This is a genomic window from Uliginosibacterium sp. sgz301328 (genome assembly GCF_041807905.1).
In the GTDB taxonomy this organism is placed as follows: domain Bacteria; phylum Pseudomonadota; class Gammaproteobacteria; order Burkholderiales; family Rhodocyclaceae; genus JBGVSA01.
In genome coordinates, this window is record NZ_JBGVSA010000005.1 from 1 (window position 1) to 26,293 (window position 26,293).

Consider the following 26,293-nt stretch of genomic DNA (forward strand, 5'->3'; position numbering starts at 1 on the left):
GGAGTTCGCCCCGGCGGGCGAGTCACTTTCTTGTTTTCGACAAGAAAGTAACCAAAGAAGCGACCCCACAGCGTCGTTGGCCTGCGGCCGATCCCCTGCGCTGCGCGGTCGAGAAGGCGGCTGCGGAACTCGTCGCTACGCTCCTCAAACAGTCCTCGCCGACGGCTACGCCGCGACCTTCTCGCCCTGTGCTGCTCGGCGACGCTGAATGGGGTGCCCACATCACGCAGCATGGTTGTTCAGACGAACAGCAAAAGCCCCTGTTTCTGAATGCTTGTGTTTCCGCTGGCGCTCTCGCCAATCAAACGTCGTTGCTGATCGAACGACGCCAGTCGTTTCGGAACGGCGGATGTCGCTTCGCTTTTCCGGCCTACGCACTACCCGCGACATCTGAAACTTCGCTGCGCGTGTTGCATGCGCTTTGCGGTACACGCACAACACGTCACGCGCAATGTAGAGGCCTTTGTTCCACGCATATCGAGGTGTTTGCTATGGCCGGCCCCTTTTGAGCCGCCGAGCAACGCAGGCAAGTCAGGTTGCCCGCGTAGCGGGTCGGCGAGGACTGTCTGAGGAGCGTTAGCGACGAGTTCCGCAGCCGCCTGACTTGACGAGTAGCGCAGGGGACCAGCCGCAGGCTGGCGGCGATGTAGGGGTCGCTTTCTTGGTGACTTCTTTGTCGATAACAAAGAAGTTACTCGCCCGCCGGGGCGAACTCCCGGCCAACGCACCCAAGCAGTCGTAATCACGGTTGATAGATGAAAGCCCAAGCAAGAAAGGGCAGTCCTTCCCTTGTCGCATCACGACCGACATTTGCCCGTAGGGACGAACTCCCGGCCGTCGAGCATCAGCAGTCGAGACTACCGTTGTCAGACCGAAACCCTCGCAGGAATGTAGTTGTCCAGCAGGCCAGCAAGGTGCCGCATTTTTCGCGGGAAAAGAACTCCGCCCAACGTGATCAAGCAATCGAGACCAAGCTCGAACAATCCTCAAGCAAGAAAGGGCTTCTTACTCAACCACCCGCACCCCACGCATTACGCGGCGTACGAGAACTTATCGCCCGTCATCTCGCGGTCATACACCCGCTCCCCCGCAACATACGTCGCCCGCACCGCACGGTCGTCGCCAAGAATCATCATCACGAACAACTGCTCGACGATGTCCTGGACGACGCCGCTGCGGAATGCCATGAGCGGCGTGGCCCTTTTGTCGAGCACCACGAGGTCTGCCTCGAATCCCTTGGCGACGGTGCCGATCCGGTCGTCCAGGTACAGCGCCTCCGCGCTGCCGCGCGTGGCGAGGTAGAAGGCCTGGATGGCGTTGAGTCTGGTCGCGTTCATCTGCGCGACCTTGTAGGCCTCGTTCAGCGTCTGCAATTGACTGAAACTGGTGCCGGCGCCGACGTCCGTGCCCAGGCCCACGCGCACCGGCCGCACCGGTTTCTTGGCGTCGAAAATGCGGAACAGGCCGCTGCCGAGAAAGAGGTTCGAAGTCGGACAGTGCGCCAGCGCGGCGCCCGTCTGATGGCAGGTGCAGAAATCGTCTTCGGTCAGATGCACGCCGTGCCCGTATACAGAGCGCGGGCGAACGATGCCGACGTTGGCGTATACGTCGAGGTAGCTCTTGCGATCGGGGAACAGTTCCTTCACCCAGGCGATTTCCGCCAGGTTCTCGCACAGGTGGGTCTGCACGAAAACGTCGTCATGCTCGCGCACCAGCGTGCCGCAGGCATCCAGTTGCGCCTGCGTGCTTGTCGGGGCGAAGCGCGGCGTGACGCAGTAGTGCTGACGACCCTTGCCGTGCCAGCGCGCGATGAGCGCCTTGCTCTCGTCGTAGCCGCGCTGGGCCGTGTCGAGTAGCGCGTCGGGCGCGTTGCGGTCCATGAGCACCTTGCCGGCGATCATGCGCGTATTGAAGCGATTCGATTCCTCGAAGAACGCGTCGACCGATTGCGGATGCACGGTGCAGTAGACGACCGCCGTCGTCGTGCCCGCGCGCAGCAGTTCGCGCAGGAACACACCGGCGACCTTGTCGGCGTGGCCTTTGTCGATGAACTTCTGTTCGGCGACGAAGGTGTATTTGTGCAGCCATTCCAGCAGTTGCTCGCCAAAGGCGGCGATCATTTCCGTCTGCGGGTAGTGGATGTGCGTGTCGATGAAGCCGGCCGAGATGATCGAGTCCGGATAGTGTTCGGGCGTGACGCCCGCCGGCAGTCGCTTGCTGACTTCCGATGCGGGGCCGAGGTCCGTGATCGCGCCATTGTCGATGACGACGATCGCGTCGGGGATGTAGACAAGGCAGTCCTCGGGCTTGCTGAGAAACGGGTCGCCCTTGAACGTGACGACGTCTGCGCGCAGCGCCTTGCTGTGGGCCATGGTGCATTCCTTTGCGGGAGTCCGGAGAGCGGGCGTGGGCCCGCATCGAGCGGCAGAACGACCAGCCTCGCAAGGCTGCGTGGTGAAGCGCGCCCGTGACGACGCGCATCGGATCTGCTGCGTATTCTGCCATCGGCAGGGGGCCGTCCGGCAAGCCCCCTTTTTGTGATAGTGCCGACGGAGGAATGCGCGGCGCGGGCGTCAGCGCTTGACGATGGACGTAATCACGCCTTCGCTGCCATTCATGCGCAACTGGAAGCTGACGTTGTCACCGACCTTCAGGTCCTTCGGCAGCACACCGGGCAACACGTTGAAGGGCATCGTCATGCCCGGCCAGTCGAGACTGGAGATCGGGCCGTGCGCGAGCGTCACGCGATTGTTCGCGGCATCGATGTTGCGGACCACGCCCTGGCCCTGGTGCACCTGCGCCGCTGGGGCCGGCGCGCCGTGGCCGGCGTGCGGGTCCGCCGCGGAGGCGGGCAGGGTGGTACCCAATAGGGCGACAGCGAACAGGGGGACGATTGCGTTGCGGTAGTTCATGCGGATTCTCCTTGGTTGATCCATGAAGTGGCGTGCCGACGCGGGCGGCGCATCAGCAGGTAAGCAGCGGGAATGACGAACATCGAAAGCAGCGGCGCGGTGATCATGCCGCCCACCATGGGCGCGGCGATGCGGCTCATGACTTCCGAGCCCGCACCGCTGCCCCACATGATCGGCAGGAGGCCGACGAGGATCGTCGCGACCGTCATGACCTTGGGGCGCACGCGTTGCACGGCACCTTCGCGCAGTGCATCGAGCACCATTGCAAGCGTGGGCGCCTGACCTTGCGGTGTGCGTGCTTCGAGCGCGTGCTTGAGGTATAGCAGCATGATCACGCCGAACTCGGCGGAGACCCCGCCCAGCGCGATGAAGCCCACGCCGGTGGCGACCGACATGTGGTAGCCGAGCAGGTACAGGAACCACACGCCGCCGATCAGCGCGAAGGGCAATGTGGCCATGATCAGCAGCGCTTCATCGAAGCGGCGGAAGGTCAGGTACAACAGCACGAAGATGATCAGCAGCATCGCCGGCACGACGAGCTTGAGGCGCGCATTGGCGCGCTCCAGGTACTCGAACTGGCCGGAGTAGCCGACGCTCACGCCGGCGGGCAGCACGACGTGCTCGCCGATGGCGGCCTGCAGGTCGTGGACGACGGCGGTGAGATCGCGCTCGCGCACATCGATGTAGATCCACGAGGCCAGTCGACCGTTTTCGCTCTTGAGCATCGGCGGCCCGTCGGCGATGTCGACCTTCGCCACCGTGCCGAGCGTGATCAACGCGCCGGCAGGTGTCACCACCGGCAACTCGCGCAATCGCTGCACCGAGTCGCGCAGTTCGCGCGGATAGCGCAGGTTGATCGGATAGCGGGCGGTGCCCTCGACGGTCTCTCCGATGTTCTCGCCGCCAATCAGGCGCGTGACGACGTTCTGCACGTCGGCCACGTTGAGCCCGTAGCGGCCGGCGGCTTCGCGGTCGATGATCACGTCCAGATAGCGCCCGCCTGTGAGCCGTTCCGCCAGGGCGGACGACACGCCGGGCACGCGCTTCGCCGCATGCTCGATGTCGAGCGCGGCGCGTTCGATGGCCGCCAGATCGCTTCCCGATACCTTGATGCCGATCGGGCTCTTGATGCCGGTGGCCAGCATGTCGATGCGATTGCGGATCGGCGGTACCCAGATGTTGGCGAGCCCCGGCACCTGCACCACGCGGTCGAGTTCTTCCACCAGTTTTTCCGGCGTCATGCCGCGGCGCCATTGGTCGCGTGGTTTGAACTGGATGGTGGTCTCGAACATCTCCATCGGCGCGTTGTCGGTCGCGCTGTCGGCGCGGCCGGCCTTGCCGAAGACGGTGGCGACTTCGGGCACCGTCTTGATCAGGCGGTCAGTCTGCTGGAGCAATTCTGCCGCTTTCGCGGCGGACAGCCCGGGTAAGGCCGATGGCATGTAGAGCAGGTCGCCTTCGTCCATCTTCGGCAGGAACTCGCCGCCCAGATGCAAGGTGGGCCAGATCGAGGTCGCCAGCGCGACAGCCGCGATCGCGAGTGTTGTGCGTGGACGCCGCAGCACCCATTCCAGCAGAGGGCGATAGGCGGCGATCAGGATGCGGCTCAGCGGATTGCGCGACTCGGGCGGGATGCGCCCGCGAATCCACAAGCCCATCAGAACGGGTACCAGCGTGACCGACAAGCCTGCGGCCGCTGCCATGGCGTAGGTCTTGGTGAACGCCAGCGGACCGAAGAGGCGCCCCTCCTGCGCTTCGAGCGTGAAGATGGGCACGAACGATAGCGTGATGATGAGCAGGCTGAAGAACAGCGCCGGGCCGACTTCCGCCGCCGCCTCGCCTATGACGCGCCAGCGCTCGTCACCCGTGAGTTCGCCGCCCGGATGCGCGTGTTGCCATGCCTCGATGCGCTTGTGGGCGTTCTCGATCATCACCACGGCCGCGTCGACCATGGCACCGATGGCAATGGCGATACCGCCCAGTGACATGATGTTCGCATTCACGCCCTGGTATCGCATGATGATGAACGCGCACAGTACGCCGAGCGGCAGCGAGATGATCGCGACCAAGGCGCTGCGCAGGTGCCACAGGAAGACCAGGCACACCACGGCCACGACGATGAACTCTTCGAGCAACTTGTGGCTGAGATTCTCCACGGCATGATCGATGAGCTGGCTGCGATCGTAAGTGGTGACGACTTCTACGCCTGTCGGCAGGCTGTGCTTGAGTGACTCGAGCTTTGCCTTGACCGCTTCGATGGTTTCGCGTGCGTTCTTGCCTGAACGCAGGATCACCACGCCGCCGACCACTTCGCCCTGACCGTCCAGTTCCGCGATGCCGCGACGCATCTCCGGCCCGGTCTGCACGCGCGCCACATCGCCCAGTCGCACGACGGTGCCGCGTTCGGTCCGCAGGGGAATCGCACGGAAGTCGTCGAGCGACTTCAAGTAGCCCGTGGCGCGCACCATGTACTCGGCCTCGGCCAGTTCCACGACGGAACCGCCGGCCTCCTGGTTGGCCTTCTGTACGGCGTCCGCCACCATGTCGGCGCTGATGCCGTAGGCGGCCAGACGTGCAGGGTCGAGCACGATCTGATACTGCTTGACCATGCCGCCGATGGCGGCCACTTCGGCGACGTTGGGCAGCGTCTTGAGTTCGTACTTGAGGAACCAGTCCTGCAGGCTGCGCAGATCGGCGAGGCTGCGCTGCCCGGTCTTGTCGACCAGCGCGTACTCGTAGATCCAGCCTACGCCGGTGGCGTCCGGTCCGAGTGATGGACGTGCGCTTTGTGGCAGACGCCCCTGTACCTGGTTCAGGTACTCGAGCACGCGCGAACGGGCCCAATACAAATCCGTGTGGTCGTCGAACAGCACGTATACGTAGGAGTCGCCAAAGAACGAATACCCGCGCACGGTCTTCACGCCCGGCACCGACAGCATGGTGGTGGTCAGCGGATAGGTGACCTGGTCTTCGACGATGCGCGGAGCCTGTCCGGGGTAGGGCGTGCGGATGATGACCTGCACGTCGGACAGATCGGGCAGGGCGTCGACCGGCATCGTGCGGGCCGCCCATAGCCCCCATGCCGTCAGCATGAATGCGGCGAGCAGCACCATGAAGCGGTTGCCGATCGACCAGTGGATGAGGCGGGCAATCATCGTGTGCCTCCATCTTTGGTGATGTCGGTCACGACGGCGCCGTTCTCGTCGTTGCGGAAGGTAAAGCGCACTGTGTCGCCGGGTTTGATGCGCGCGGCCAGCGCCGAGTCGCTCAACCCAAATGGCATGGTCATGGCAGGCCATTGCAGCGCGGGCACCGGTTCGTGTTCCAGCGTAACGCTGTGACCGTCGATCGCTTTGACCACGCCGCGCGCCGTTGCCACTTGCGCTGTCGCAGCAGGCGCCGATGCCGATGCCATGCGTGCCAGCACGCCTCGCAGGCTGGCTTCCGAATCGATCATGAACTGGCCCGACACCACCACGCGCTGGCCTTCGGCGAGGCCCTCGAGGATTTCGCTCTGGCCGTCGCGCTCGCGTCCGACGCGGACTTCGGCTGGCGCGAATTTGCCAGCGTCCTCGGCGACGATCACGACGTGGCGCGTACCGGTGGCGATGACGGCGTCGCTCGGCACCAGCAACGCAGCCTGCGGTGCATTGCCGGCAAGTTCGATGCGTGCATACATGCCTGGACGCAGTGCACCATTGCGATTGGGAATCTGGGCGCGCACGCGCACCGTGCGCGTCGTGGCGTTGAGTTCCGGCACCACCGATTCGATGCGCCCTGCGATGGCGTCGTCGGGCGCTGCGGCCACGCGCACGCGCACAGGCGTTCCGGGCTTGAGCGCGCTGGATTGCGTTTCCGGCACGTCGGCCTCGATCCATACGGACGACAGACCGTTGATGCGCGCCAGCGTCTGGCCGGCGCCGACGATCATGCCTTCGCGCACGGACCATTCGGCCAGCATACCGCCGCGCGGCGCGGAGACGGTGAGTACGGCCTGCGGCGTGCCGGAGCGTTCCAGCGTGGCGATCTGCGTGTTCGTCATGCCCAGTTGCAGCAGGCGCGATCGTGCCGCGGCGGCCAGTTCGGGGTCACTGCGTACGGCGAGGAATTCGCGTTGCGCGGCGAGCCATTCCGGCACGCGGATGTCGGCGATCGGCGCGCCCGCAGCAATGACGTCCCCCACTGCGCGAGCGTAGGCGCGCTCGACGATCCCGCCGGTACGCGCCTGCACGATGGCGACATCGCGGTCGTTGAAGACAACTGTGCCGGTGACATCGAGCGCGCTGGCAAGCTGGCCGCGCGTGACGGTGGCGAATTTGACCCCCGTGTTCTGCGCCAGCGTGGGGTCGATGCGCACGGCGGCCGTTTCGGCGGCTTCGTCCGCGTAGCGCGGCACGAGGTCCATGTCCATGAAAGGCGATTTGCCCGGTTTGTCGAAGTGCTGGTCGGGCTTCATCGGGTCGTACCAGTAGAGCACGGCGCGTGATGAGGCCGCAGCCGCAGCGTCGGCATGCGAAGCGTGTGAAGTTGCGAGACGCGCGTTGAGCATCCAGCCGGCGCCCGCGCCGACGACGAGCGCGGCAGCCACGGCCGCGCAGAGAGTGGTCTTGTTCATCAGCGTTCTCCGGTCAGGAAGTACAGGCGCGTGTTGGCCGCGGCCAGCCGGCTTTCGATATCGATGCGGCGCAGTTGGGCGGCCAGCCGCGCGCGGCGTGCTTCGATCACTGCGGTGGTGTCGCCGCGGGCCCCCGCGACTGAGGCCAGCGCAAGCTGGATCTGGCGATCGATGAGCGGCAGCGTGTCGTTGTCGATGCGGTCGAGCTGGCGCTGCAGCGCGTCGCGTTCGGCGTGCAGCGCGGCGTATTCGCTGCGGGCCTCCGCCAGTCGCGCATCGCGCTCGGCCTGGCTGCGATCGATCTCGGCCTGCGCGGCGGCGATGCGCGGCTCCTGGCGCGTGTTCTGGAAGATGGGCAGATCGACGCTGAACTTGACCATCGCCATGCCCTTGTCCATGGCGTCCACACCGAGACCCAGCTCCACGCCCCAATTGGGATGCGTGGCGGCACGTGCGAGTGCCAGTTCGGCCGATGCGGCTTCGTGCTGGAGCGAGGCGGTACGGATGTCGGGCTGCTGTTCGAGTGCGGAGTCATCCACTTGCGGACGGCTGACCCAGCCCGGCAATTCGCCGTCGGCGGTGTTCGCCGACGTGCCGATCCAGCGGGCCAGACGCGCGACGGCCTGTGCGCGCTGGGCCCGCAGATCGTCGTGGGCATCCTGCAGATCGAGCGCATCGGTACGCGCACCGAAGGCCGTGGCGGGGCTTGCGCCGCCAGCGATGCTGGCAAGGTCGCGCTGGCGCCATTGCTGGTTGAGCGCGTCCTGCGCGTCGAGGACCGCTGCGCGCCGGTCGACGTAATACAGGCCCAGCCACGCGAGCGCGGCTTCGCGCCGCACGTTGAGGCGAGCAAAGCGTTCGCGCGCCTGCGCCGTGCGCACCTCCGTTTCGGCGAGCCGTTGTTCGGCTTCGCGCCGTGCGCTGCTGGGCAGCTCCTGCATGATGCTGACGACGCGCTTGGCGCCGCCCGGACGGAAGCGGTCCGGGCCGCTGGTGGGCAGGTCGTCCACCCAGGCGGACAGTTTCGGGTCCGGCAGGGCGCCGGCCGAAACGCTGAGCGATTGCGCCGCACGGCTGGCGGCCGTGGCGGCAAGGATGTCGGGCGCACGCTCGGACGCAGCCTGCATGGCTTGGTCCAGGCTCATTGCGTGCGCCGACAGGCTGGCAGCGCCATACAGGCAGGCCGCCAGGCCGAGTCGAAATGGGGACATGAGTCTCTCCGCTCGATACGTTCAGGAATGAGCGGCGCTGGCGCGACATGCCAGGGGCATGCCTTGCGCGCGCGGCGGCGCTCGTGACGGACGTCAGCGGAGAGGGCTAATTACGGAAAACCTGGTACTGCAATCGCAGCGGCGGCGATGCAGCGATGAGCGTGGGCGGCTCGGGACGGGCAACGGGGGCGGTTTCGGCGATGGCGTCGAACAACGCGGGAGCCACGAACAGCGCGAACAGCACCGGAGGCGGCAGATTGGGCACGCGCGCGTCGGAGGACTGCGAGTCGCGCTCGCAGTGCACCTTGCAGGCCACCGGCTGTTCCTTCTGCGTCATTTCGCAGTCGGTCATGCCTGCCATCGCGCCATGTCCCATGCTGGCGGCCATCGGCGTCGGCGTGGGCGAATGTCCGGCGGCGTTCTCGACGCAGGCGTAGGCGGCCGTCACCAACTGGCTGAACACCAGCATGAGGGCGAGAAACCACGCCAGACGAGGGACGCGCAGAGGGCGAAACATGTCGGCGAGTATAAGGAAATAAGTGACACAAGGTGTCGCGAATGCTGAGGGTGCTAGCTTGAGATGGATCAATAACGCCCGGCAACGCACGTCCAGGCGTGCTCTATGCCATCGATTTCCCTTCGTAGTGAGCCCGCGCCACGCAATGTTGCGGCGTAACGCTTTGCGTTTAATCCGGCCACGGTTTACCCTTACGGATTGCCATGCGCTCGCAGGAAGCCGTCTCTCGGCTCCCGCCAGGTCTCCCGGACAGTGGGCGCGCAGTGTTTTTCGCAACTGACGCCTCGCGTCACCTTCAAGAAATAAAGGGAACTCTCATGAAGATCGCTCTCATCAACGAGAACAGCCAGGCTGCCAAGAACGAAGTCATCTTCAACGCGCTCAAGACGGTTGCCGAGCCCCTGGGCCACACCGTGTTCAACTACGGCATGTATTCGGCCGACGACAAGGCGCAGCTCACCTACGTGATGAACGGCCTGCTGGCTGGCATCCTGCTGAACTCCAAGGCTGCCGACTTCGTCGTCACCGGCTGCGGCACGGGCATGGGCGCCATGCTGGCCTGCAACGCGATGCCGGGCGTGTTCTGCGGCCTGGTGATCGATCCGACCGACGCTTTCCTGTTCGGCCAGATCAACGACGGCAACGCCATCTCGATGCCCTACGCCAAGGGTTTCGGCTGGGCTGCTGAACTGAACCTGCAAGACGTCTACCGCAAGCTGTTCGACGGCGAGCGTGGTCTGGGCTACCCGAAGGAGCGCGCTGCCATCATGGCGAAGAACCGCGGCATCCTGAAGGAAGTGAAGGCCGCTGCAAACAAGGACATGCTGACCGTTCTGAAGAGCGTCGATCCGACGCTGGTGAAGGCTGCTGTGGCTGGCGAGAAGTTCCAGGAGTACTTCTTCGCCAACAGCCAGGACGCAGAAATGTCGGCCTACCTGAAGCAAGTGCTGGCTGCCTGATTTCCGGCCCAGCCTCGCTCAAAAAAGACCCGCCTCATGGCGGGTTTTTTTTCGCCCACCGTCGCGTCGATCATGCGGAAGGCGTCTGGCGATGCTTCCATTCGGCATAAAGATCCGTGCTGTCTTCCAGTCGGGCGGGGACGTGCCGCATCTTGAGCGACTGCTCGGCGAGCGGTCTTGCCAGCTCGGTGTAGATCGCCGCCGTCGATAGTCCATACGGCGCACCGTCTTCGTTGCTGTAGGCGTAGGCGATATCGCTGACGCCCGCCATGCGCATCGCTGCAAGACACATGGGGCAGGGATGGCCGCTGGCGTAGACGCGGCAACCTGCCAGACTGGGCGATCCGATCTTCTTGCTCGCCGCACGGATTGCGTTTAGTTCGGCATGCGAGGTTGGATCGCACGTTGCGAGAATCTGATTCACTCCGGTGGCGATGATCTCGTCGTCCTTCACGACCACTGCGCCGAAGGGACGGCCGCCGTGGGCGCTGTTGTCGCGCGCCAGGCGGATGGCCTCGCGCAGGAAGTGTTCGTCGGTTTTCATCCGCGTGTCCTTGGTATTGAGGTGGGGGAGGATGCCACGCGCAGCCGCAGGGCGCGATATGCCCTGACACTTTGCCGTCAGTCGCGTCGCTCGCGATGCTCCCGTACCGCCTGCAGCAGATCGGCCAGCATCGGATGCGTTTCGTTGCGGCGATAGGCGCAGTGCGTGAGAAACGACAGATCGTCGTCGTGCTCGATTGGCCGGTACACGACGTTCGGGAGTTGCATGTCGACGGTTGTGGCGGGGACGAGCGTTGCGCCATATCCGCCCGACACCATCAGCACGGCGGTGATGATGTCCCACGTGCGATGACGCACGTTGGGCACGAAACCGTGCTGCTGACACAGCAGCGAGAGCCGCTCGATCGACTTGTTGGCGACTTCGATGAACGTCGTGTCGGCGAGGTCGCGAAGGGCGATGCGTTCGCACTGTGCGAGCGGATCGTCGCGATGCACCGCCAGCATGCCGGGTTCGCGGTCGACGAGTTCGACGGCGATGTCGGGCGACTCGGACAGGTAACGATCGAAGAAGACGAGAATGCGTCCCTCGCGCAGCGCCTCCGTCAGCAACGCCTTCGGCTCGCTCTGCAGGACGAGTTCCACGTGCGGATGGCGTGCTGAGAGGCGCTCCAGCACGCGCGGCACGACGCTCACCATCGCGGTGCCGTGTACGCCGACATCGATGCGATCGAACTGGTCTGCCGCGACCCGGCGGGCCTGGCGCGTTGCGATTTCGATCTGGGCCCGGATGGCGCGTGCGTGCTCGAGCAGCGATCGGCCCGCTGCGGTCAGTTCGACGCCCCACGTCGTCCGCTGCAGCAATTGCACGCCGACGCTTTCTTCCAGCGCCTGGATGTGGCGCGTCAGCGAGGGCTGCGTCATGTTGAGCAGGGTGGCTGCGCGGCTGATCCGGCCTTCTTCGGCCACGACGATGAAGTAGGTGAGTTGTCGGATGTCCATGGATGTCCGGTTCTTGTTGAGGTGGGCCCGCATGAATGAAAACGGGCCGCAGTTTTCGCTGCGGCCCGTTGCGCTGTGCGCCGACGATCAGTACGTCAGACCGTAGCCGAACGGGTACAGCGTGTCCTTTTCAGGATAGCCGGGGACGTCCGGTTCGTTGTCGATGACCGCCTGCAGGTTGTTGGCCAGTGCGAACGGCATCTTGCCTTGCGGCTTGAACTTGCCGCTGAGCACTTCCATCAGCGCCGTGTCGCTCACACCGAAGGTGGCGACGATGGCGCCGGCGTTCTTCGCGCCGCTGGCGTCGTCCAGCACGTACGGTGCGCGGAAGTACACGCTCAGCACAACCTTCTTCGCATCGCCGATTTCGGCCATCACTGCCTTGATATCGGCCAGCGAGGGCGTCATCGTGCGTGACTTCGCCTGGGCGATGGTCGTCAGCGAGAGCATGTTGTTCTCCCACGGCAGCGCGCCGCCGAAGAGCAACCCGGTGTCCGCACAGGTCGGATTGATCTGCGGGAAGAGCACGCACGGGTCTTCGCTGCCCCAGGTCTTGCCGGTGAGCGGATTGAGGTAGGCGGGGTTGGCGCCCGTCGCCGCATCCTTGCTCGAGTACGCCGAACCCGCGTCCTTGATCAACACGCGGATGACGGCATAGTCGGCGCCGGCCGCGCTCTTGCGCGTTTCACCCTTGGTGGCGTCGTAGTTGCCGTCGATGGCGGTGTAGCCGTATTTCTCGACATCCGCCTTGCCCATGCCGATGGTGTAGACCGTGGCGCCGCTCTTCATCGGCAGGGTGCGCGTGCCGCTGCCCATGTCCTGGTTCTGCAGCAGGACGACAGACTTCTTCTGCATTTCCAGACCCTTGGCGCGGTGGTCGTCCGAACCAATCACGCCGGCTGCGCGGGTGGCGTCGATGTACGGGTTCTCGAACAGGCCGAGTCTGAACTGTTCGAGCAGCAGGCGCCTGACGGCTTCATCCACACGGGCCTGCGTGATCAGGCCGGCCTTTACCAGATCGGTGATGGTCTTGTTGGTGTGATAGCCCGACAGCGTATCGGTGCCGCCGTTGACGGCGGCCGCGACGCGTTCGGGAATGGTCTTGTCTTCCAGCCCCCATGCGCGCGCGTCGATGATGCCGGTGTCCGAATTCACGTAGCCCTTGAATCCGAGCTTGCCGCGCAGCAGATCGGTGACGATCTGCTTGGAGAACGCCATGCCGACCTGGTCGTACTTGACGCCTTCGTAGGTGACGTTAATCGGTACGCCGTAATACGGCATGATCGATGAGACGCCCGCGTTGATGGCCGCCATGAAGGGCTTGAGGTGGTAGCCGAAGTTGTTGCCCGGATAGATCTGGTTCTTACCGAATGAGTAGTGCGGATCGAGCCCCAGTTCTTGCGGGCCGCCGCCGGGGAAGTGCTTCATCGTCATCGCCACGGCCGTCTTGGCATTCACCGGACCGCCCTGCAGGCCTTCGACCAGCGTCTTCATGATGTTGGCGTTGAGGTCGGCGTTTTCGGTGAAGGTCTCGTGCACGCGATACCAGCGCGGCTCGGTCGCGAGGTCGGCCATGTAGCCGTACATGCCGCGCAGGCCGACGGCGTTGTATTCCTGCCCCATGACTTCGGTGAAGGTGCGGATCACCGACATGTCGCCGGTGGTGGGGGCCTTGCCGGTCTTGAGCGATTCCTCGCCGAGCGCGGCGGCCGCCAGGCCGGCTTCCTTGGGGAATTCGGTGAAGGCGCCGGCGCCGGCCGAAATGCCGAAGCGCGGATCGGTTTCGTAGTGGTTGCGCGCGTTGTCCTTGAACACGACCGGGATGCCCAGCGGTGCGCGTTCGGCCATCTCCTGGATACGGTTGGAGAACTCCGCCAGTTGCTGCGGCGTGACCACGTATCCGCTGCGCGCATTGGCGGCGGTCGTGCCGCACGCCTCGCCCGTAGACTTGGCCACCGAACGCAGGATGAAGCGCGTCATCTTCTGCGTGCCGATGTAGTCGGTGGCGGTCGCGTCGGCGGTGCCTTCGCAACCCGAGTTCAGCGTGTCGATCATCATCATGCCGGCCTTCTCCTCCAGCGACATGCGGGTGACGAGATCGTCGGCGCGTTGTTCTGCGGTCAAACGCCAGTCTTCATACGGGTCGAGCTTGCCATTGGCATTCAGGTCCTTGAACTGCTTGTTGTCGACCGTGATGACGCTCTTGGCGCGCGCACTCAATGTCGGCTGTGTCGAGGCGTCGCTGTCATTGGCGGAATCGTCCGATCCGCACGCTGCCAACATCGCGACGCAACTGGCGATGATCGACAGCCGCAAGGCATGGCCGCGCATGGCGGGGGAATGGGTGGGATGCATTTCGTCTCCTTGTGTTCATGTATACAAGTGGCGCCGCTCATTACCGCCGGTGGCGCGCGACGAAATCATCCAACACTCGCAAACCGCTGACTAATGCTCATTTTGGCGGGGGGTATGCAACGCTTGCATACCGCGCCCGGACTGGGTTTCAAGAAGGGCGGCTGGGCGCCATGGAGCCGCTGCGAACCCGCAATGGCGCGCAAGTCGTTCACGTTTAGCCAAAACAAGTGTTGATGTGGACTAGGAGATTTCCGAGTTGACGTCAGACTGCATTGTTAAAAGTCAGGCAACAACTGTAAAGATTTGATAACGTTCACACCGCTTCGCAGGCCGTGTCGTGGCCGGATTGCGCGCTGCGCCGTGACCCGGCCGCCGCATGAGCTCGTTGACCGTCCGGTGCCGAAGGTAAGCAAGTTCCTTGCTGCTCCTCGGCCGGATGCGCGGCTGTGAGCAGGGAATCGATTGCGTCGTGCCATTGCTGTCGCGACTGGCGGCCGGTTCGGACAAATCCACATAAGAACAGGAGACCTTCATGAAGTACCGCAACCCGTCTTTCCGGCCTCCGCCGCACGGATAGAGATCGACCGCACCCAGGGCGCAAGACGCGCGAGCGCTCCGGGGACATCCGCTGTCGCGTGTCCGTCGAGCCAACCTCCGCCACGCCTCGATGATTTCCGGTTTGCACACAACGGAAGTCTGAATCGATGCAGCGTGCGCCGACGTTGATCGGCTCACCGTTGAGTCCCACAGGCTGCTGTTGCCTGAAGAAAGGCCAAGACACATGAGTACCGCAAAGACATACGCGAGGGGGACTCCTCTCGTGACACTGGCGATGGCGTTCCTGCTATCGCTTCTCACGGCTTGTGGATCGGATGACGATTCCAGCGACACGAGCCCGCCACCGACCCCGGTCACCCACGCCGTTTCTTATGACGTGGATGGCGCCGTCACCAAGGTCCAGGTTGCTGACGGTGCGCAACTGACCGCCCCCACCCGACCCGATAAAGGCAAGAACGCTTACTTCGTCGGCTGGTTCATCCAGGACGCCGGTGCAGGCCACATGTGGGACTTCACTCACGAGAAGGTCGCATCCGATCTCGTGCTGAAGGCCAAGTTCGTCGAGCTGTCGGCCAGCAACGTCGTCGTCGATGCGTATCTGGATGAAGCCCGTCGCGGCGCCTACACCTTCAAGACGCTGCAGGAATTGAAGGCCGCCAACGTTGCCGACGGCACGACGGTCAACTTCACCCCCGGCGTGTATTGGACCGATGACTACAAGGACCCGGCCATCGCCAATACGCCCGACCATCCAGGGCTGATCGGGATCTCGTTCCCGCAGGCGAGCCTGACCTTCAAGGGGCTGACGTCCAATGCGGATGACGTACGCATTGCCGGCAATCGCGGCCAGACGATGGGTTCGAATGGCAACTGGAACGTCATCGGCATCGGGACGAGCTTCTCGGCCTACAACCTGACGATCGCCAACTACACGTCGGTCGATCTCGTCTTCCCGCGCGACCCGTCGCAGAACCTGGCCCGCCGCACCGACGCGCGCGTGCAGGCCCAGACGATCACCGCCGCGGAGGGCCTGAAGGACCCGCTGGACAAGCTGTACTTCGAGAACGTGCGCTTCGTCAGCTTCCTGAACCTGATCGCCGCCAGTCCGACGCGTGCGTACTTCAAGAACTCGTACTTCCAGCTGACCGACGATTCGATCGCAGGCGGCGCGACCAACGTGTTCGAGAACTGCACGTTCGATTTCTATGGCAGCCATCCGTCATACGGCGGCTCGACGACGATCGCCGCTTTCCTGCACTCGACGTTCAACTTCATCAACGACAGCCCGACCTTCTGGTTCTCGAAGAGCGGCGGCAACTGGGTGCTGATCGACAACGTCTTCAAGGGGCCGAAGGAAGAAATCCGGTGGGAGAACACACAGCGTCCGGACGTCACGCAGTACGTGTACAACAACACGTATGAAGACGGCACGCCCGTGGTGTTCGACCCGAAGAACCCGCTGGTCACTGAAACGCTGGACTCGAATTCGCTGCAGATCTTCAAGGTCGGCACGGAGTACAACGTCTACAACCTGCTCAAGGGAACGGACGGCTGGAATCCTTCGGGTCAGCAACAGAAGAACGACACGGCGTTCAAGTTCGTGATGGCGGCCAACGCCACCACCATCCAGTCGGACAACGCGTTGAACGAGACGATCATCACGCCGACTTTCACGCCGGCCAACGCCTACGCCTACGCATCCATCAGCTTCAGCTACGACACGTCGTTGTTCGACGTGCTGGACAACGCGGGCGACGGCAAGCTGCACCTGCGCGCGAAGCTGAATTCGACCGGCAAGATCATCGATACGGTGGTCAAGGCGTCGGCACCGAACGGGCTCAAGGCGCACGTGACGCTGCACATCAATCCGCAGACTGTCGCCGCTCCCGTGGTGACGGGCACGCCCTCGATCACGATCGGCCAGAACACGGCTGCGCTGCAGATCACGTATGACCATCCGGAGTTCACCGACGCGTCGCCGATCACCTGGTTCCGCGGCAGCGCGCCAGGCGACAAGGCCGTCCAGGTCGCGGTCACCACGCTCGACAATCCGTACAAGAACTACCAGCTGACCGCGGGCGATATCGGCCAGTACCTCACCGCCGTCGTGACGCCGAAGTATGAGTTCAGCCCGGCGGCCGCCAGCACGGTGGAGGTGTCGACCAGCCGCGCCATCGCATCGAGCGACGTGACCAACCCGCTCAAGATCGCGACCAACTTCGCGAACATCACGTGGGCGGGCCACACGCTCAACCAGCCCAACGTCTGGTACGCCGACACGATCAAGCCGAGCGACGTCAATCAGGCGTGGGTGCCGGCCACCACCACGCCGTGGACGTACGTGATGGGCGATCGCGATGGTGCGCTGGGCGTTCCCGGCCTGAGAACCGCCACGCAAGGCGCACGCCTGCTGTATCAGCCGCAAGGTTCGTTCTCCGACATGTCGCTTTCGATGAGCTTTACGCCGGAGAAGATCGCCGGCCAGGGCTTTGGCAGCGCGACGGATCAGTACCTGGAGGTCTACATCAAGTGGGATCCGGTGACGCAGACCGGCTACGCGCTGCGCTTCCAGCGCCTGTCGGCCGACCCGCTCGACAACAACAAGCCGATCCCGTCGTCGGGCAACTCGACTCGTGTGTCGATGATCCAGTACGTCAATGGCGTGCGGACCATCCTGCCGAATTGCTACGTCGAAAGCTCGGTCTACATGCCGGGCGCGCATCTCGTGTTCAAGCTCGTCGGCAACGTGCTGACGGCGGACGTCACGACCGAGTCGCCGCAGACCAACACGCAACTGGGCTACAGCCTGCCGAGCGAAATCCACTTCAGTGCGACGCTGCCCAGCGTCACCAGCACCGTGGGCGGCTTTGGTGTGCAGTTCACCGGCACCATCTCCGCGGGCAACCGGACAGAGCTCGAAGACATGGAAGTCACGCTGAAGTCCCTGTAATACGCGGTCAGTAACACGACCAAGCCCTCAGGCATCGCCTGGGGGCTTTTTCTTGCGCAGCCGCTTCGCCCGCACGTATCTGCGGCCGCGCGGGGCGAGGGCGGCGCTGGGGTACAATCGCCCGACCCTAGCGATCGCGCTGTGGCTTTGGCTGCGGCGCTCCACCACTTGATGCCGTTTTTCCCCTCTGTGTATTCCGTCCGCACCATGCTCCGTCGTCGTGACGCCGTGGGCGCGTTCGGCAATGGCGCGGGTGCAGACGTCCGCCTCTCGGCAGGGCGGATGCGATGAGATCATTGCGCCGGGGTGTGGCCGCCAATATGGCGGGCCAGATCTACAGTGTCGGCATCAATGTGCTCATGGTGCCGGCATACATCCACTTCATGGGCATGGAAGCCTACGGACTGGTCGGCTTCTTCGTCGCACTGCAAACCTGGTTTGCGCTGCTTGACGCCGGTGTGTCGCCGACGTTGATCCGTGAATTGTCCCGCTACCGCGCTGGCGAACTGACGACCGATGCGGTCTGGCGCTTCATTCGCAGCGCCGAATGTCTGTTCGCGGTGCTGGGCATTGTGTGCGGTGGTCTCGTCGTGATCCTGCGTGGCACGGTCGTCAGCGACTGGCTGCAACTGGAAACGATCGAACCACGCAGCGCCGCCTGGTGCGTGGCCATGATGGGACTGATGCTGGGGTTGCGCTGGCTGAGCGGGCTCTATCGCAGCGGTCTCATCGGCATGGAGCGCTTCGCACTGCTCAACGCGTGCCAGGTCGGACTGAGTACGGTGCGTTCGGTCGTGGTGCTGGCCGTGCTGGCCTTTGTGTCGAACGCAGTGACGAGCTTCTTCACTTACCAGGCCTGCCTTGCCGTGGCCGAACTGCTGCTGCTCCGGCTGCTGTTCACGCGCACCTTGCCCGGCGGCGGCGCGATCGGCCCGAGCATGGCGGCCTTTCGTCCCGTGCTGCGATTCGCCGGCGCGATGGCGGCCTTGAGCATCATCTGGGGCGTGCTGGCGCAGACCGACCGCCTCATTCTGTCGCATGTCATCAGCATGTCGGCGTTCGGTGAGTACTCGCTCGCCACGGTGGCCGCTGGCGCAGTCGCGATCCTTGCCACGCCGTTCACCCAAGCTCTGCAACCGCGGCTGGTCTATCTGGCTGCTTCGCGAGCGAACGCCGATCTGGCCGACCTGTATCGGCGGGGCACGCAAGTACTGTCGTGGATTCTCGGCGTCGTTGCCGGCGCGGCCATCTTCCTGGGCGAGCAAGTGTTGTTTGCATGGACCGGTGCGCCGGAGGTCGCAGAACGCATCGCCGGACTGCTCGCCCTGTACGCCGCAGGCAATGTCTTCTGGGCCTTATCGAGCCTCGTCTTTCAACTGCAGTACGCGAGCGGCAACGTGCGCCGGCACGTGGTGGGTTCGCTTGCGTTGGCGGTGCTATGGGGGCCGCTGATCGTCATCATGGCCATGCATTACGGTGCGCAGGGCGCGGCCTGGACGTGGCTGGCGGGCAATGCGGTGTTCTTCTTTGCATGGATGCTCGGCACGCAGCGCGCCATGATGCCCGGGCTGACCGCGAACTGGTTGCTGCGCGACGTGGTCGCCGTGCTGCTCGGTTGCTTCGCAGCCTATGCCTTGATCGCCTGGCGCGTGCCGTCGCTGGGGCGTTGGGGCACGCTGCTGATGCTGGCGGGCGCGGCGCTTGCCGCGGGCGCGGTCGGCGGTCTGTGCGGAAGTCACCTGCGGCCGATGGCTGCAGCGGCATGGCGTCGGATGATGCGAGGGAATGCATGACCGCGCGTATCGACATCCTGCTGGCAACCTACAACGGCGGCCGCTACCTGTCCGGACAACTGGCCTCCCTCGAAGCGCAGACGCACCGCGACTGGCATCTGTTCGCGCGCGACGACGGTTCTTCCGACGATACGAGCGCCATCCTGCAGGCCTTTGCGCATCGGTTCCCCCTGCGCGTGACGATACTGCCGACCGAGGCTCGCCTCGGCGCACGTGGCTCGTTCGCCGCCTTGATGGCGCAGGCGCAGGCAGACTACATCGCCTTTTGCGACCAGGATGACATCTGGCTGCCGCACAAGCTTGAACACCTGTTCTCGGCCATGCGCAATCTCGAAGGCGAGGCTGGCGCCGTGCCGGCGCTCGTCCACTGCGATCTCGAACTCGTCGACGACGCGCTCTCGCCGATCGCGCCAAGTTTCTGGCGCTACCAGGGCATCGACCCGGCGCGCAATGACCTCGCCCGACTGCTGATGGAGAACACCGTCACGGGCTGTGCCACGTTGATCAACCGCGCACTGCTCGAACTTGCCTTACCCATGCCCGACGCTGCGCAGATGCATGATCATTGGCTGGCGCTCATCGCAGCTGCCACAGGGCGCATTGCGTATGTAGATGCCGCGCTCGTGCGCTATCGCCAGCATGGGAAGAACGTGGTCGGCGCAAGTCGCCCCGGCGGCATGGGGGCGGCACTCAAGGCCGACTCCAGCGTTCGCCGGGGACTCGATCTGCGCCCATCGTGCCGACGCGCAGAGGCGCTGGTCGAAGCGATCGGCGCTCACGTCGATCCCGCGCGCCTGGCGCCGGCCCGCGCGCTGGCGCAGCTCTACGATGAGGGCTGGCTTGGCCGGCGCTTGTTGCTGTGGCGCCATGGCATGTGGCCGTATCGTTGGCGCCGACGCGTGCTCTTGTTGTGTAGGATCTGAAGATGAGTGCCTCTGCATCCCCGTCCCCGTGCGTATGCGGTGTGATCGTCACCTACAAGCCCGATCACGTCACCTTGGGTCGACTGCTCGACGCGCTTGCCGAACAGCTCGATGCTATTGTCATCGTTGACAACGGGTCGGGCGATGCGCTCGCCAACTGGATCGCAGCGCGAGGCCAGTCACGCGAGATCTTTGTCGCCCTTGGCGACAATCTCGGCATCGCCGCTGCTCAGAATCGAGGCATTGCGCGCGCGCGGCAGCTTGGTGCCAGCCACGTGGCGCTGTTCGATCACGACAGCGAACCGGCGCCCGACATGGTCTCGCGACTGCTGCAATGCCTGCTGAGACTGGAATCCGAAGGCCGGCGCCCGGCTTCGGTCGGGCCGCGCTATATGGATTCCCGCCAGGACAATCCACCGCCTTTCATCCGCGTCCGCGGCTTGTCGCTCGCACGCTGCATGCAGGCCGAAGAGGGGGACGCCGTCGAAGTCGACTACCTCATCGCATCGGGCTGCCTCATGCCGATGACAGCCATCGACGTCGTGGGCGACATGGATGAGGCGCTTTTCATCGACTACGTGGACATCGAATGGGGGCAGCGCGCGCGCAGCAAGGGGTTCCATAACTTCGGCTGTTTCTCGGCAGCCATGGCCCATTCGCTGGGCGACGAGCCGATCCGCTTTTGCGGAACGGCTTATCCGGCGCGCAGCCCGCTGCGGCATTACTACATGTTCCGCAATGCAGTGCTGCTGTATCGCATGCCCCACATCCCACGCGACTGGAAGCTCGCGGATGGCCTGCGCGCGGTGCTGCGCTTCGGCTTCTATGCTCTCCTGGCACGCCCACGTCATCAGCACGCAACGATGATGCTCCGCGGCATCGCCGACGGCCTGCGCGGCCGTGGCGGCAAACTGGAACAAAAGCAATAACGGGGTGCCGGTTCGGAGCCTGTAGTTCGCTGTCCGCGACGGAAGCTGGATGCTGGCTTATCTGGCGTTAGCGCGTCATGCCGAAGGCCGCAAGGAGCTTCCCGAGCCGGGTACGGCCAGTGGATAGGCCTCGAGTCGATCTGCTCGAATCCTTCTTGACGAGCTAAAAAACGCCACCTATAATTCGGCCTCTCTGCTGCACAGGGGGTCGTTAGCTCAGTTGGTAGAGCAGCGGACTTTTAATCCGTTGGTCGCAGGTTCAAGTCCTGCACGACCCACCAAACGGATAAAAGTCGGAAGTCATCAAGACTTTCTATACCGTTCAAAAGTGCAGTAGAATGCGCCACTCGCGTTCGGGGGTATAGCTCAGTTGGTAGAGCAGCGGACTCTTAATCCGTAGGTCCAAGGTTCAAGTCCTTGTGCCCCCACCAGATTCAAAAAAGCCCAGTCTTCGGACTGGGCTTTTTGTTTTCTGGCGCTGCCCCAGACGGACTGAAGTCGTTTCGAACGTCGTGGCATTTGCTGCTGGTTCAGCGCCGTCGCGGTCCGGTTTCGCTCCTATTGATCGTCTTGTCGCCGTGATTGGTGGACGCCAGCGGAAGGCCTGGAACGTACGGAAGCCAACTTCGCAGTGAATGTCGCTTCCGTCGTCCGAAGTTCTTTCGAGTGGAGATGGCAACCAGGCTCATCGAGCCTCGCGGTGCAAGACTTGTACGCTGCCCGGCCTGTCCGCGCGGGTTGCGGCGCGACAGGCGCGGGAGGCGCTTCTTACGCCAAACCGAGTCGCTTGCAGATGGTGCTGGTGAGCCCGGCTTGGTTGAGTGTGTAAAAGTGCAGGCCCGGCGCGCCGCCGTCGAGCAGTCGCTGACACATGGCGGTCACGACATCCAGCCCGAATGCGCGGACGCTCTCGGCGTCGTCGCCGTAGCTTTCGAACTTGCGACGCATCCATTGCGGAATTTCCGCGCCACACGTTTCTGAGAAGCGCGCCAGCTTGCTGTAGCTGGCGATCGGCATGATGCCCGGCATGATGGGGATGTCGATACCTTGGCGACGGACTTCGTCGACGAAGTAGAAGTAGGCATCCGGGTTGTAGAAGTACTGCGTGATCGCGGAATCCGCGCCTGCCCGGACCTTGCGTACGAAGTTGGCCAGATCGGTCTGCGCATTGCGGGCCTGCGGGTGCACTTCCGGGTACGCGGCGACTTCGAGACGGAACGCGTCGCCTGCCTCCTGCCGGATGAATGCGACCAGCTCGTTGGCGTAGCGGAATTCGCCCGGATCGGCCATGCCGGAGGGCAGGTCGCCGCGCAGCGCAACGATGCGTTGCACACCGATATCGCGGAATTCGGCGAGGTGGTCGCGGATGCTCTGCTGCGTTGCGCCGATGCACGAAAGGTGCGGCGCCGCATCTTGTCCCTCGGCCATGAGTCCGCGAACGATGGCGAGCGTGCGATCGCGCGTGGAGCCGCCCGCGCCGTAGGTCACCGAGAAGAACTCGGGGCCGAGCGCGGCCAGTTGTTGGGCAACGTTGCGCAGCTTTTCGGTTCCTTCAGGCGTGGCCGGCGGAAAGAACTCAACGCTGAAACGAGATTTCTTGTCTGTCATGTCGGTCCTTGCGATGCGACCCTCAAAAGGGCCGCACCGGTCAGATCATCAGTAGCGGTAGTGGTCCGGCTTGTACGGACCTTCCTTGGCAACGCCGATGTAGGCGGCTTGCTGGTCGGTCAGTTCGGTCAGTTGCGCATTGAGCTTCTTCAGTTGCAGGCGCGCGACCTTTTCGTCCAGATGTTTGGGCAGCGTGTAGACGCCCACCGGGTACTTTTCGGTGTATGCGTACAGTTCGATCTGCGCGATGGTCTGGTTGGCGAACGACGACGACATGACGTAGCTCGGGTGCCCGGTGGCGCAGCCGAGGTTCACCAGGCGGCCCTTGGCGAGGATGATGATTCGCTTGCCGTCCGGGAAGATCACGTGATCGACCTGCGGCTTGATCTCTTCCCACTGGTATTGCTCGACCGAGGCGATGTCGATTTCGTTGTCGAAGTGTCCGATGTTGCAGACGATGGCCTGGTCCTTCATGCGGGCCATGTGGTCATGGGTGATGACGTGATAGTTGCCGGTACACGTCACGAAGATGTCGCCATGCGCGGCGGCGTATTCCATGGTCACCACGCGGTAGCCTTCCATGGCGGCCTGCAGGGCGCAGATCGGGTCGATTTCGGTGACCCACACTTGCGCCGACAGTGCGCGCAGCGCCTGTGCCGAACCCTTGCCCACGTCGCCGTAGCCGCACACCACGGCGATCTTGCCGGCGACCATCACATCGGTGGCGCGCTTGATGCCGTCGACCAGCGATTCACGGCAGCCGTACAGGTTGTCGAACTTGCTCTTGGTGACCGAATCGTTGACGTTGATCGCGGGGATCTTCAGTTCGCCCTTTTCGTGCATCTGGTACAGGCGGTGGACGCCGGTGGTGGTCTCTTCCGTCACGCCCTTGATCTGTGCCAGGCGCACCGAATACCAGGTCGGGTCCTTGTCCAGCTTGGCGCGGATGGCGGCGAACAGGATGCGCTCTTCTTCGCTGCTCGGATTGGACAGCAGGGACGGGTTCTTCTCGGCACGCGCGCCCAGGTGCAGCAGCAGCGTTGCGTCGCCGCCGTCATCCAGGATCATGTTCGAATAACCGCCGTCTGCCCATTCAAAAATACGGTGCGTGTATTCCCAGTAGTCTTCCAGCGATTCGCCCTTGACGGCGAACACGGGGATGCCTGCATCGGCGATGGCGGCGGCGGCGTGGTCCTGCGTCGAAAAGATGTTGCACGAAGCCCAGCGCACTTCGGCGCCGAGCGCAATCAGCGTTTCGATCAGCACGGCGGTCTGGATGGTCATGTGCAGCGAACCGGTGACGCGCGCGCCGCGCAGCGGGCGGGTAGCGGCGTACTCGTCGCGGATGGCCATCAGGCCCGGCATTTCGGTTTCGGCGATGCGGATTTCCTTGCGGCCCCAGTCGGCCAGCGAGAGATCGGCGATCACGTAATCTTTGAATTCAGCCACAGTGTTCATGCGTCGTCCTTGAACGTGTGGCCGGGTGGGGAAGGGGCGCTTGTGTCTCACCTTCGACCCGTGCCCGGCACGGTTTGTCAGGTGAGCGCCGTTGAAACGTTTTGACCGTGGCTGGCACGGCCTCCGAGCCTGGGGTCGAACCTCGCAGCGCTCCTCGGAGAGCCGCGCATTATACGCGAGGGAGGCCTTGCTGCGTAGCTTCGGCAACTCGGGGAATCCACGGCTGTGGCATGCCCCAATAGAAGCCCGATCGCCGGCGTGCGTTAAATGTGACCGCTATCGGAGGTCACCATGGCGACGATCACGCATCAAGTCTTCAACCAGGTTCCACCCCTGCTGGACGACAACCTTTTCGACTCGGACCTCGTGCTTCGCGAGGCGCTGGTGCGCGACGGTGCCGGCGCGGACACGGCGGCGCTCTCGGCGCTCGGCGCCCGGTTGGGGGGCGGGGAAGTCCGCGCGATGGGGATGTTGGCCAATCGCGAGGCGCCGCGTCTGCGCGCCTTCGACGCCAACGGTTACCGCATCGACAGTGTCGATTTTCATCCTGCCTGGCATGCGCTCATCGCCCTGCTGCGCGAGCAGGGCGTGCATTGCTCGGCGTGGTCCGATCCTTCGCCGGGCGGACACGTTGCCCGAGCTGCTGCGTTCTTCCTCCACGGTCAGATCGAGGCAGGCTCGCTGTGTCCGACCACGATGACGTTCGCAGCGATTCCTGTGCTGCAGCGCGAGCCCGCACTCTTTGCGACGATCTCGCGCCAACTGTTCTCTCGTGAATACGACGCCGATGACCGTCCGCTGGATGCCAAGCGTTCGGCCATGATCGGCATGGGCATGACCGAAAAGCAGGGCGGCTCCGACGTGCGCAGCAACACCACTACCGCGCGCGCACTGGCGCGCCCGGGCAGGGGCGAACGGTATGCGCTGACCGGCCACAAGTGGTTCTTCTCTGCGCCGATGTGCGATGCGCATCTCGTCCTGGCGCGCACCGATGACGCGCTGTCATGCTTCTATGTGCCGCGCTGGCGCGAGGACGGCACGCGCAACGGCGTTCATCTGCAACGTCTCAAGGACAAGGTCGGGAACCGCTCCAACGCGTCATCCGAAGTCGAGTTCGACGATGCGGAAGGCATCCTGGTCGGCGATCCTGGGCGCGGCATCAATACCATCATCGAGATGGCCTCCTATACCCGGCTCGATTGCGTACTGGGGAGTGCTGCACTCATGCGGCAGGCGCTCGTGCAGGCGCTGCATCACGCATCGAATCGCCAAGCCTTTGGCAAACGTCTGATCGAGCAGCCGCTGATGACCAACGTCCTCGCCGACGTGGCGCTCGAAAGCGAGGCTGCCACCACGCTCGCGCTGCGTCTGGCGCGCGCCTGCGAACGGGCGCAGAGCGACCCGCTGGAGCGGGCGCTGTGGCGCATCATTACGCCGGCTGCCAAGTTCTGGGTGTGCAAGCGTGCCATCGACGTGACGGGCGAATGCATGGAAGTCCTCGGTGGCAACGGCTACGTGGAAGAAGGGCCGCTGGCGCGCCTGTATCGCGAGGCGCCCGTGAATTCCATCTGGGAGGGTTCGGGCAATGTCATGTGCCTGGACGTATTGCGCGCGCTCAGGCGCGAGCCCGATGCGGCGGAAGCGTTGTGGGCCTATCTGGGAGACGCCCACGCGGGCGACGGTTGCGCGATGAGCGCCATTGCACGCGCGCATCGTCTGACGGTGGCCGGCGACGAATTTGTCGCACGCGATCTGGCGCGTGTCCTGGTGTTGCTCGTGCAGTCGGCGTTGCTCAAATATTCCGCGCCGCTGTCAGTGGCCGAAGGATTCGTTGGCAGCCGCCTTCGCGATTCGGCGCACGGGCGCGACGCATTTGGCATGCTGGATAGTGCGATGCCCGTGGCATCGATCCTTCAGCGCGCGTGGCAGCCCCTGAGGCGATAGCCTTTTTGCGCCAGAAAAAAGGGCCAACCCGAAGGTTGGCCCTTTCCCTTTGTGCCGT

Annotated in this window: 18 protein-coding genes, 2 tRNA genes and 1 riboswitch; of the genes, 9 read left to right on the forward strand and 11 right to left on the reverse strand. The window is 64.1% G+C overall.

What is annotated here, in order from left to right; genetic code table 11:
* The coding region (locus ACDA63_RS05080) for a hypothetical protein (RefSeq protein WP_373662109.1) at positions 1–509 on the forward strand (509 nt) is incomplete at its 5' end.
* A 522-nt stretch (positions 510–1,031) separates the two neighbouring features.
* Here the strand turns inward: ACDA63_RS05080 and guaD are convergent.
* The 6 genes from guaD to ACDA63_RS05110 form a co-directional block, all read right to left on the reverse strand.
* Positions 1,032–2,372 carry a guanine deaminase gene (gene guaD / locus ACDA63_RS05085; RefSeq protein WP_373662110.1) on the reverse strand — a complete coding sequence of 447 codons (1,341 nt, stop codon included), beginning with the start codon at positions 2,370–2,372 and terminating at the stop codon, positions 1,032–1,034.
* A 201-nt stretch (positions 2,373–2,573) separates the two neighbouring features.
* The gene (locus tag ACDA63_RS05090) at positions 2,574–2,912 is read right to left on the reverse strand and encodes a copper-binding protein (RefSeq protein ID WP_373662111.1); all 339 of its coding nucleotides are present in this window, start codon (positions 2,910–2,912) and stop codon (positions 2,574–2,576) included.
* Positions 2,909–6,067: an efflux RND transporter permease subunit gene (locus tag ACDA63_RS05095; RefSeq protein WP_373662112.1), complete on the reverse strand. Its 3,159-nt coding sequence runs from the start codon at positions 6,065–6,067 to the stop codon at positions 2,909–2,911. The genes ACDA63_RS05090 and ACDA63_RS05095 overlap by 4 nt, the downstream gene beginning before the upstream one ends.
* Positions 6,064–7,527 carry an efflux RND transporter periplasmic adaptor subunit gene (locus ACDA63_RS05100; protein WP_373662113.1) on the reverse strand — a complete coding sequence of 488 codons (1,464 nt, stop codon included), beginning with the start codon at positions 7,525–7,527 and terminating at the stop codon, positions 6,064–6,066. The genes ACDA63_RS05095 and ACDA63_RS05100 overlap by 4 nt, the downstream gene beginning before the upstream one ends.
* Entirely contained in the window at positions 7,527–8,738 is a 1,212-nt protein-coding gene (locus ACDA63_RS05105) for a TolC family protein (RefSeq protein ID WP_373662114.1), read from the reverse strand. The genes ACDA63_RS05100 and ACDA63_RS05105 overlap by 1 nt, the downstream gene beginning before the upstream one ends.
* A 106-nt stretch (positions 8,739–8,844) precedes the next feature.
* The gene (locus ACDA63_RS05110) at positions 8,845–9,255 is read right to left on the reverse strand and encodes a hypothetical protein (protein ID WP_373662115.1); all 411 of its coding nucleotides are present in this window, start codon (positions 9,253–9,255) and stop codon (positions 8,845–8,847) included.
* 317 nt (positions 9,256–9,572) lie between these two features.
* Here ACDA63_RS05110 and ACDA63_RS05115 point away from each other — a divergent pair, with 317 nt between their 5' ends.
* Positions 9,573–10,214: an RpiB/LacA/LacB family sugar-phosphate isomerase gene (locus ACDA63_RS05115; RefSeq protein WP_373662116.1), complete on the forward strand. Its 642-nt coding sequence runs from the start codon at positions 9,573–9,575 to the stop codon at positions 10,212–10,214.
* Between the two features lie 70 nt (positions 10,215–10,284).
* Here the strand turns inward: ACDA63_RS05115 and ACDA63_RS05120 are convergent, their stop codons facing one another.
* The 3 genes from ACDA63_RS05120 to ACDA63_RS05130 form a co-directional block, all read right to left on the reverse strand.
* Positions 10,285–10,758, reverse strand: coding sequence for a nucleoside deaminase (locus ACDA63_RS05120; protein WP_373662117.1), 474 nt, complete (start codon positions 10,756–10,758; stop codon positions 10,285–10,287).
* A gap of 77 nt (positions 10,759–10,835) precedes the next feature.
* Positions 10,836–11,717, reverse strand: coding sequence for a LysR substrate-binding domain-containing protein (locus ACDA63_RS05125; protein WP_373662118.1), 882 nt, complete (start codon positions 11,715–11,717; stop codon positions 10,836–10,838).
* An 87-nt stretch (positions 11,718–11,804) separates the two neighbouring features.
* Positions 11,805–14,072: a glycoside hydrolase family 3 N-terminal domain-containing protein gene (locus tag ACDA63_RS05130; RefSeq protein WP_373662119.1), complete on the reverse strand. Its 2,268-nt coding sequence runs from the start codon at positions 14,070–14,072 to the stop codon at positions 11,805–11,807.
* A gap of 781 nt (positions 14,073–14,853) precedes the next feature.
* Between ACDA63_RS05130 and ACDA63_RS05135 the strand changes: the two genes are divergently transcribed.
* The 6 genes from ACDA63_RS05135 to ACDA63_RS05160 all read left to right on the forward strand — a co-directional run bounded on the left by ACDA63_RS05135 (position 14,854) and on the right by ACDA63_RS05160 (position 21,656).
* Positions 14,854–17,580 carry an InlB B-repeat-containing protein gene (locus tag ACDA63_RS05135; RefSeq protein ID WP_373662120.1) on the forward strand — a complete coding sequence of 909 codons (2,727 nt, stop codon included), beginning with the start codon at positions 14,854–14,856 and terminating at the stop codon, positions 17,578–17,580.
* A gap of 287 nt (positions 17,581–17,867) precedes the next feature.
* Positions 17,868–19,373: a lipopolysaccharide biosynthesis protein gene (locus ACDA63_RS05140; protein WP_373662121.1), complete on the forward strand. Its 1,506-nt coding sequence runs from the start codon at positions 17,868–17,870 to the stop codon at positions 19,371–19,373.
* Positions 19,370–20,296: a glycosyltransferase family 2 protein gene (locus ACDA63_RS05145; RefSeq protein WP_373662122.1), complete on the forward strand. Its 927-nt coding sequence runs from the start codon at positions 19,370–19,372 to the stop codon at positions 20,294–20,296. Before ACDA63_RS05140 ends, ACDA63_RS05145 begins: the two co-directional genes overlap by 4 nt.
* Before the next feature lie 2 nt (positions 20,297–20,298).
* Positions 20,299–21,225, forward strand: coding sequence for a glycosyltransferase family 2 protein (locus ACDA63_RS05150; RefSeq protein ID WP_373662123.1), 927 nt, complete (start codon positions 20,299–20,301; stop codon positions 21,223–21,225).
* Positions 21,226–21,430: 205 nt separating this feature from the next.
* Positions 21,431–21,506, forward strand: a tRNA-Lys gene (locus ACDA63_RS05155).
* 74 nt (positions 21,507–21,580) lie between these two features.
* Positions 21,581–21,656, forward strand: a tRNA-Lys gene (locus ACDA63_RS05160).
* 337 nt (positions 21,657–21,993) lie between these two features.
* Here the strand turns inward: ACDA63_RS05160 and metF are convergent.
* A complete protein-coding gene (gene metF, locus ACDA63_RS05165) occupies positions 21,994–22,833 on the reverse strand; it encodes a methylenetetrahydrofolate reductase [NAD(P)H] (protein ID WP_373662124.1) in 840 nt (279 codons plus the stop codon).
* 48 nt (positions 22,834–22,881) lie between these two features.
* Positions 22,882–24,291, reverse strand: coding sequence for an adenosylhomocysteinase (gene ahcY / locus ACDA63_RS05170; RefSeq protein WP_373662125.1), 1,410 nt, complete (start codon positions 24,289–24,291; stop codon positions 22,882–22,884).
* 76 nt (positions 24,292–24,367) lie between these two features.
* Positions 24,368–24,453, reverse strand: a riboswitch (S-adenosyl-L-homocysteine riboswitch).
* 129 nt (positions 24,454–24,582) lie between these two features.
* Here ahcY and ACDA63_RS05175 point away from each other — a divergent pair.
* Complete coding sequence (locus tag ACDA63_RS05175) at positions 24,583–26,235, forward strand: isovaleryl-CoA dehydrogenase (RefSeq protein WP_373662126.1); 1,653 nt, start codon at positions 24,583–24,585, stop codon at positions 26,233–26,235.
* Positions 26,236–26,293 lie beyond the last annotated feature (58 nt).

Coding starts and splice junctions, on each gene's coding strand:
- ACDA63_RS05100 (WP_373662113.1), bottom strand. CDS start 7,527: ATGAACAAGACCACTCTCTGCGCGGCCGTGGCTGCCGCGCTCGTCGTC.
- ACDA63_RS05140 (WP_373662121.1), top strand. CDS start 17,868: ATGAGATCATTGCGCCGGGGTGTGGCCGCCAATATGGCGGGCCAGATC.
- ACDA63_RS05145 (WP_373662122.1), top strand. CDS start 19,370: ATGACCGCGCGTATCGACATCCTGCTGGCAACCTACAACGGCGGCCGC.
- ACDA63_RS05135 (WP_373662120.1), top strand. CDS start 14,854: ATGAGTACCGCAAAGACATACGCGAGGGGGACTCCTCTCGTGACACTG.
- ACDA63_RS05150 (WP_373662123.1), top strand. CDS start 20,299: ATGAGTGCCTCTGCATCCCCGTCCCCGTGCGTATGCGGTGTGATCGTC.
- metF (WP_373662124.1), bottom strand. CDS start 22,833: ATGACAGACAAGAAATCTCGTTTCAGCGTTGAGTTCTTTCCGCCGGCC.
- ACDA63_RS05095 (WP_373662112.1), bottom strand. CDS start 6,067: ATGATTGCCCGCCTCATCCACTGGTCGATCGGCAACCGCTTCATGGTG.
- ACDA63_RS05090 (WP_373662111.1), bottom strand. CDS start 2,912: ATGAACTACCGCAACGCAATCGTCCCCCTGTTCGCTGTCGCCCTATTG.
- ACDA63_RS05105 (WP_373662114.1), bottom strand. CDS start 8,738: ATGTCCCCATTTCGACTCGGCCTGGCGGCCTGCCTGTATGGCGCTGCC.
- ACDA63_RS05115 (WP_373662116.1), top strand. CDS start 9,573: ATGAAGATCGCTCTCATCAACGAGAACAGCCAGGCTGCCAAGAACGAA.
- ACDA63_RS05120 (WP_373662117.1), bottom strand. CDS start 10,758: ATGAAAACCGACGAACACTTCCTGCGCGAGGCCATCCGCCTGGCGCGC.
- ACDA63_RS05130 (WP_373662119.1), bottom strand. CDS start 14,072: ATGCATCCCACCCATTCCCCCGCCATGCGCGGCCATGCCTTGCGGCTG.
- ACDA63_RS05175 (WP_373662126.1), top strand. CDS start 24,583: ATGGCGACGATCACGCATCAAGTCTTCAACCAGGTTCCACCCCTGCTG.
- ahcY (WP_373662125.1), bottom strand. CDS start 24,291: ATGAACACTGTGGCTGAATTCAAAGATTACGTGATCGCCGATCTCTCG.
- ACDA63_RS05125 (WP_373662118.1), bottom strand. CDS start 11,717: ATGGACATCCGACAACTCACCTACTTCATCGTCGTGGCCGAAGAAGGC.
- ACDA63_RS05110 (WP_373662115.1), bottom strand. CDS start 9,255: ATGTTTCGCCCTCTGCGCGTCCCTCGTCTGGCGTGGTTTCTCGCCCTC.
- guaD (WP_373662110.1), bottom strand. CDS start 2,372: ATGGCCCACAGCAAGGCGCTGCGCGCAGACGTCGTCACGTTCAAGGGC.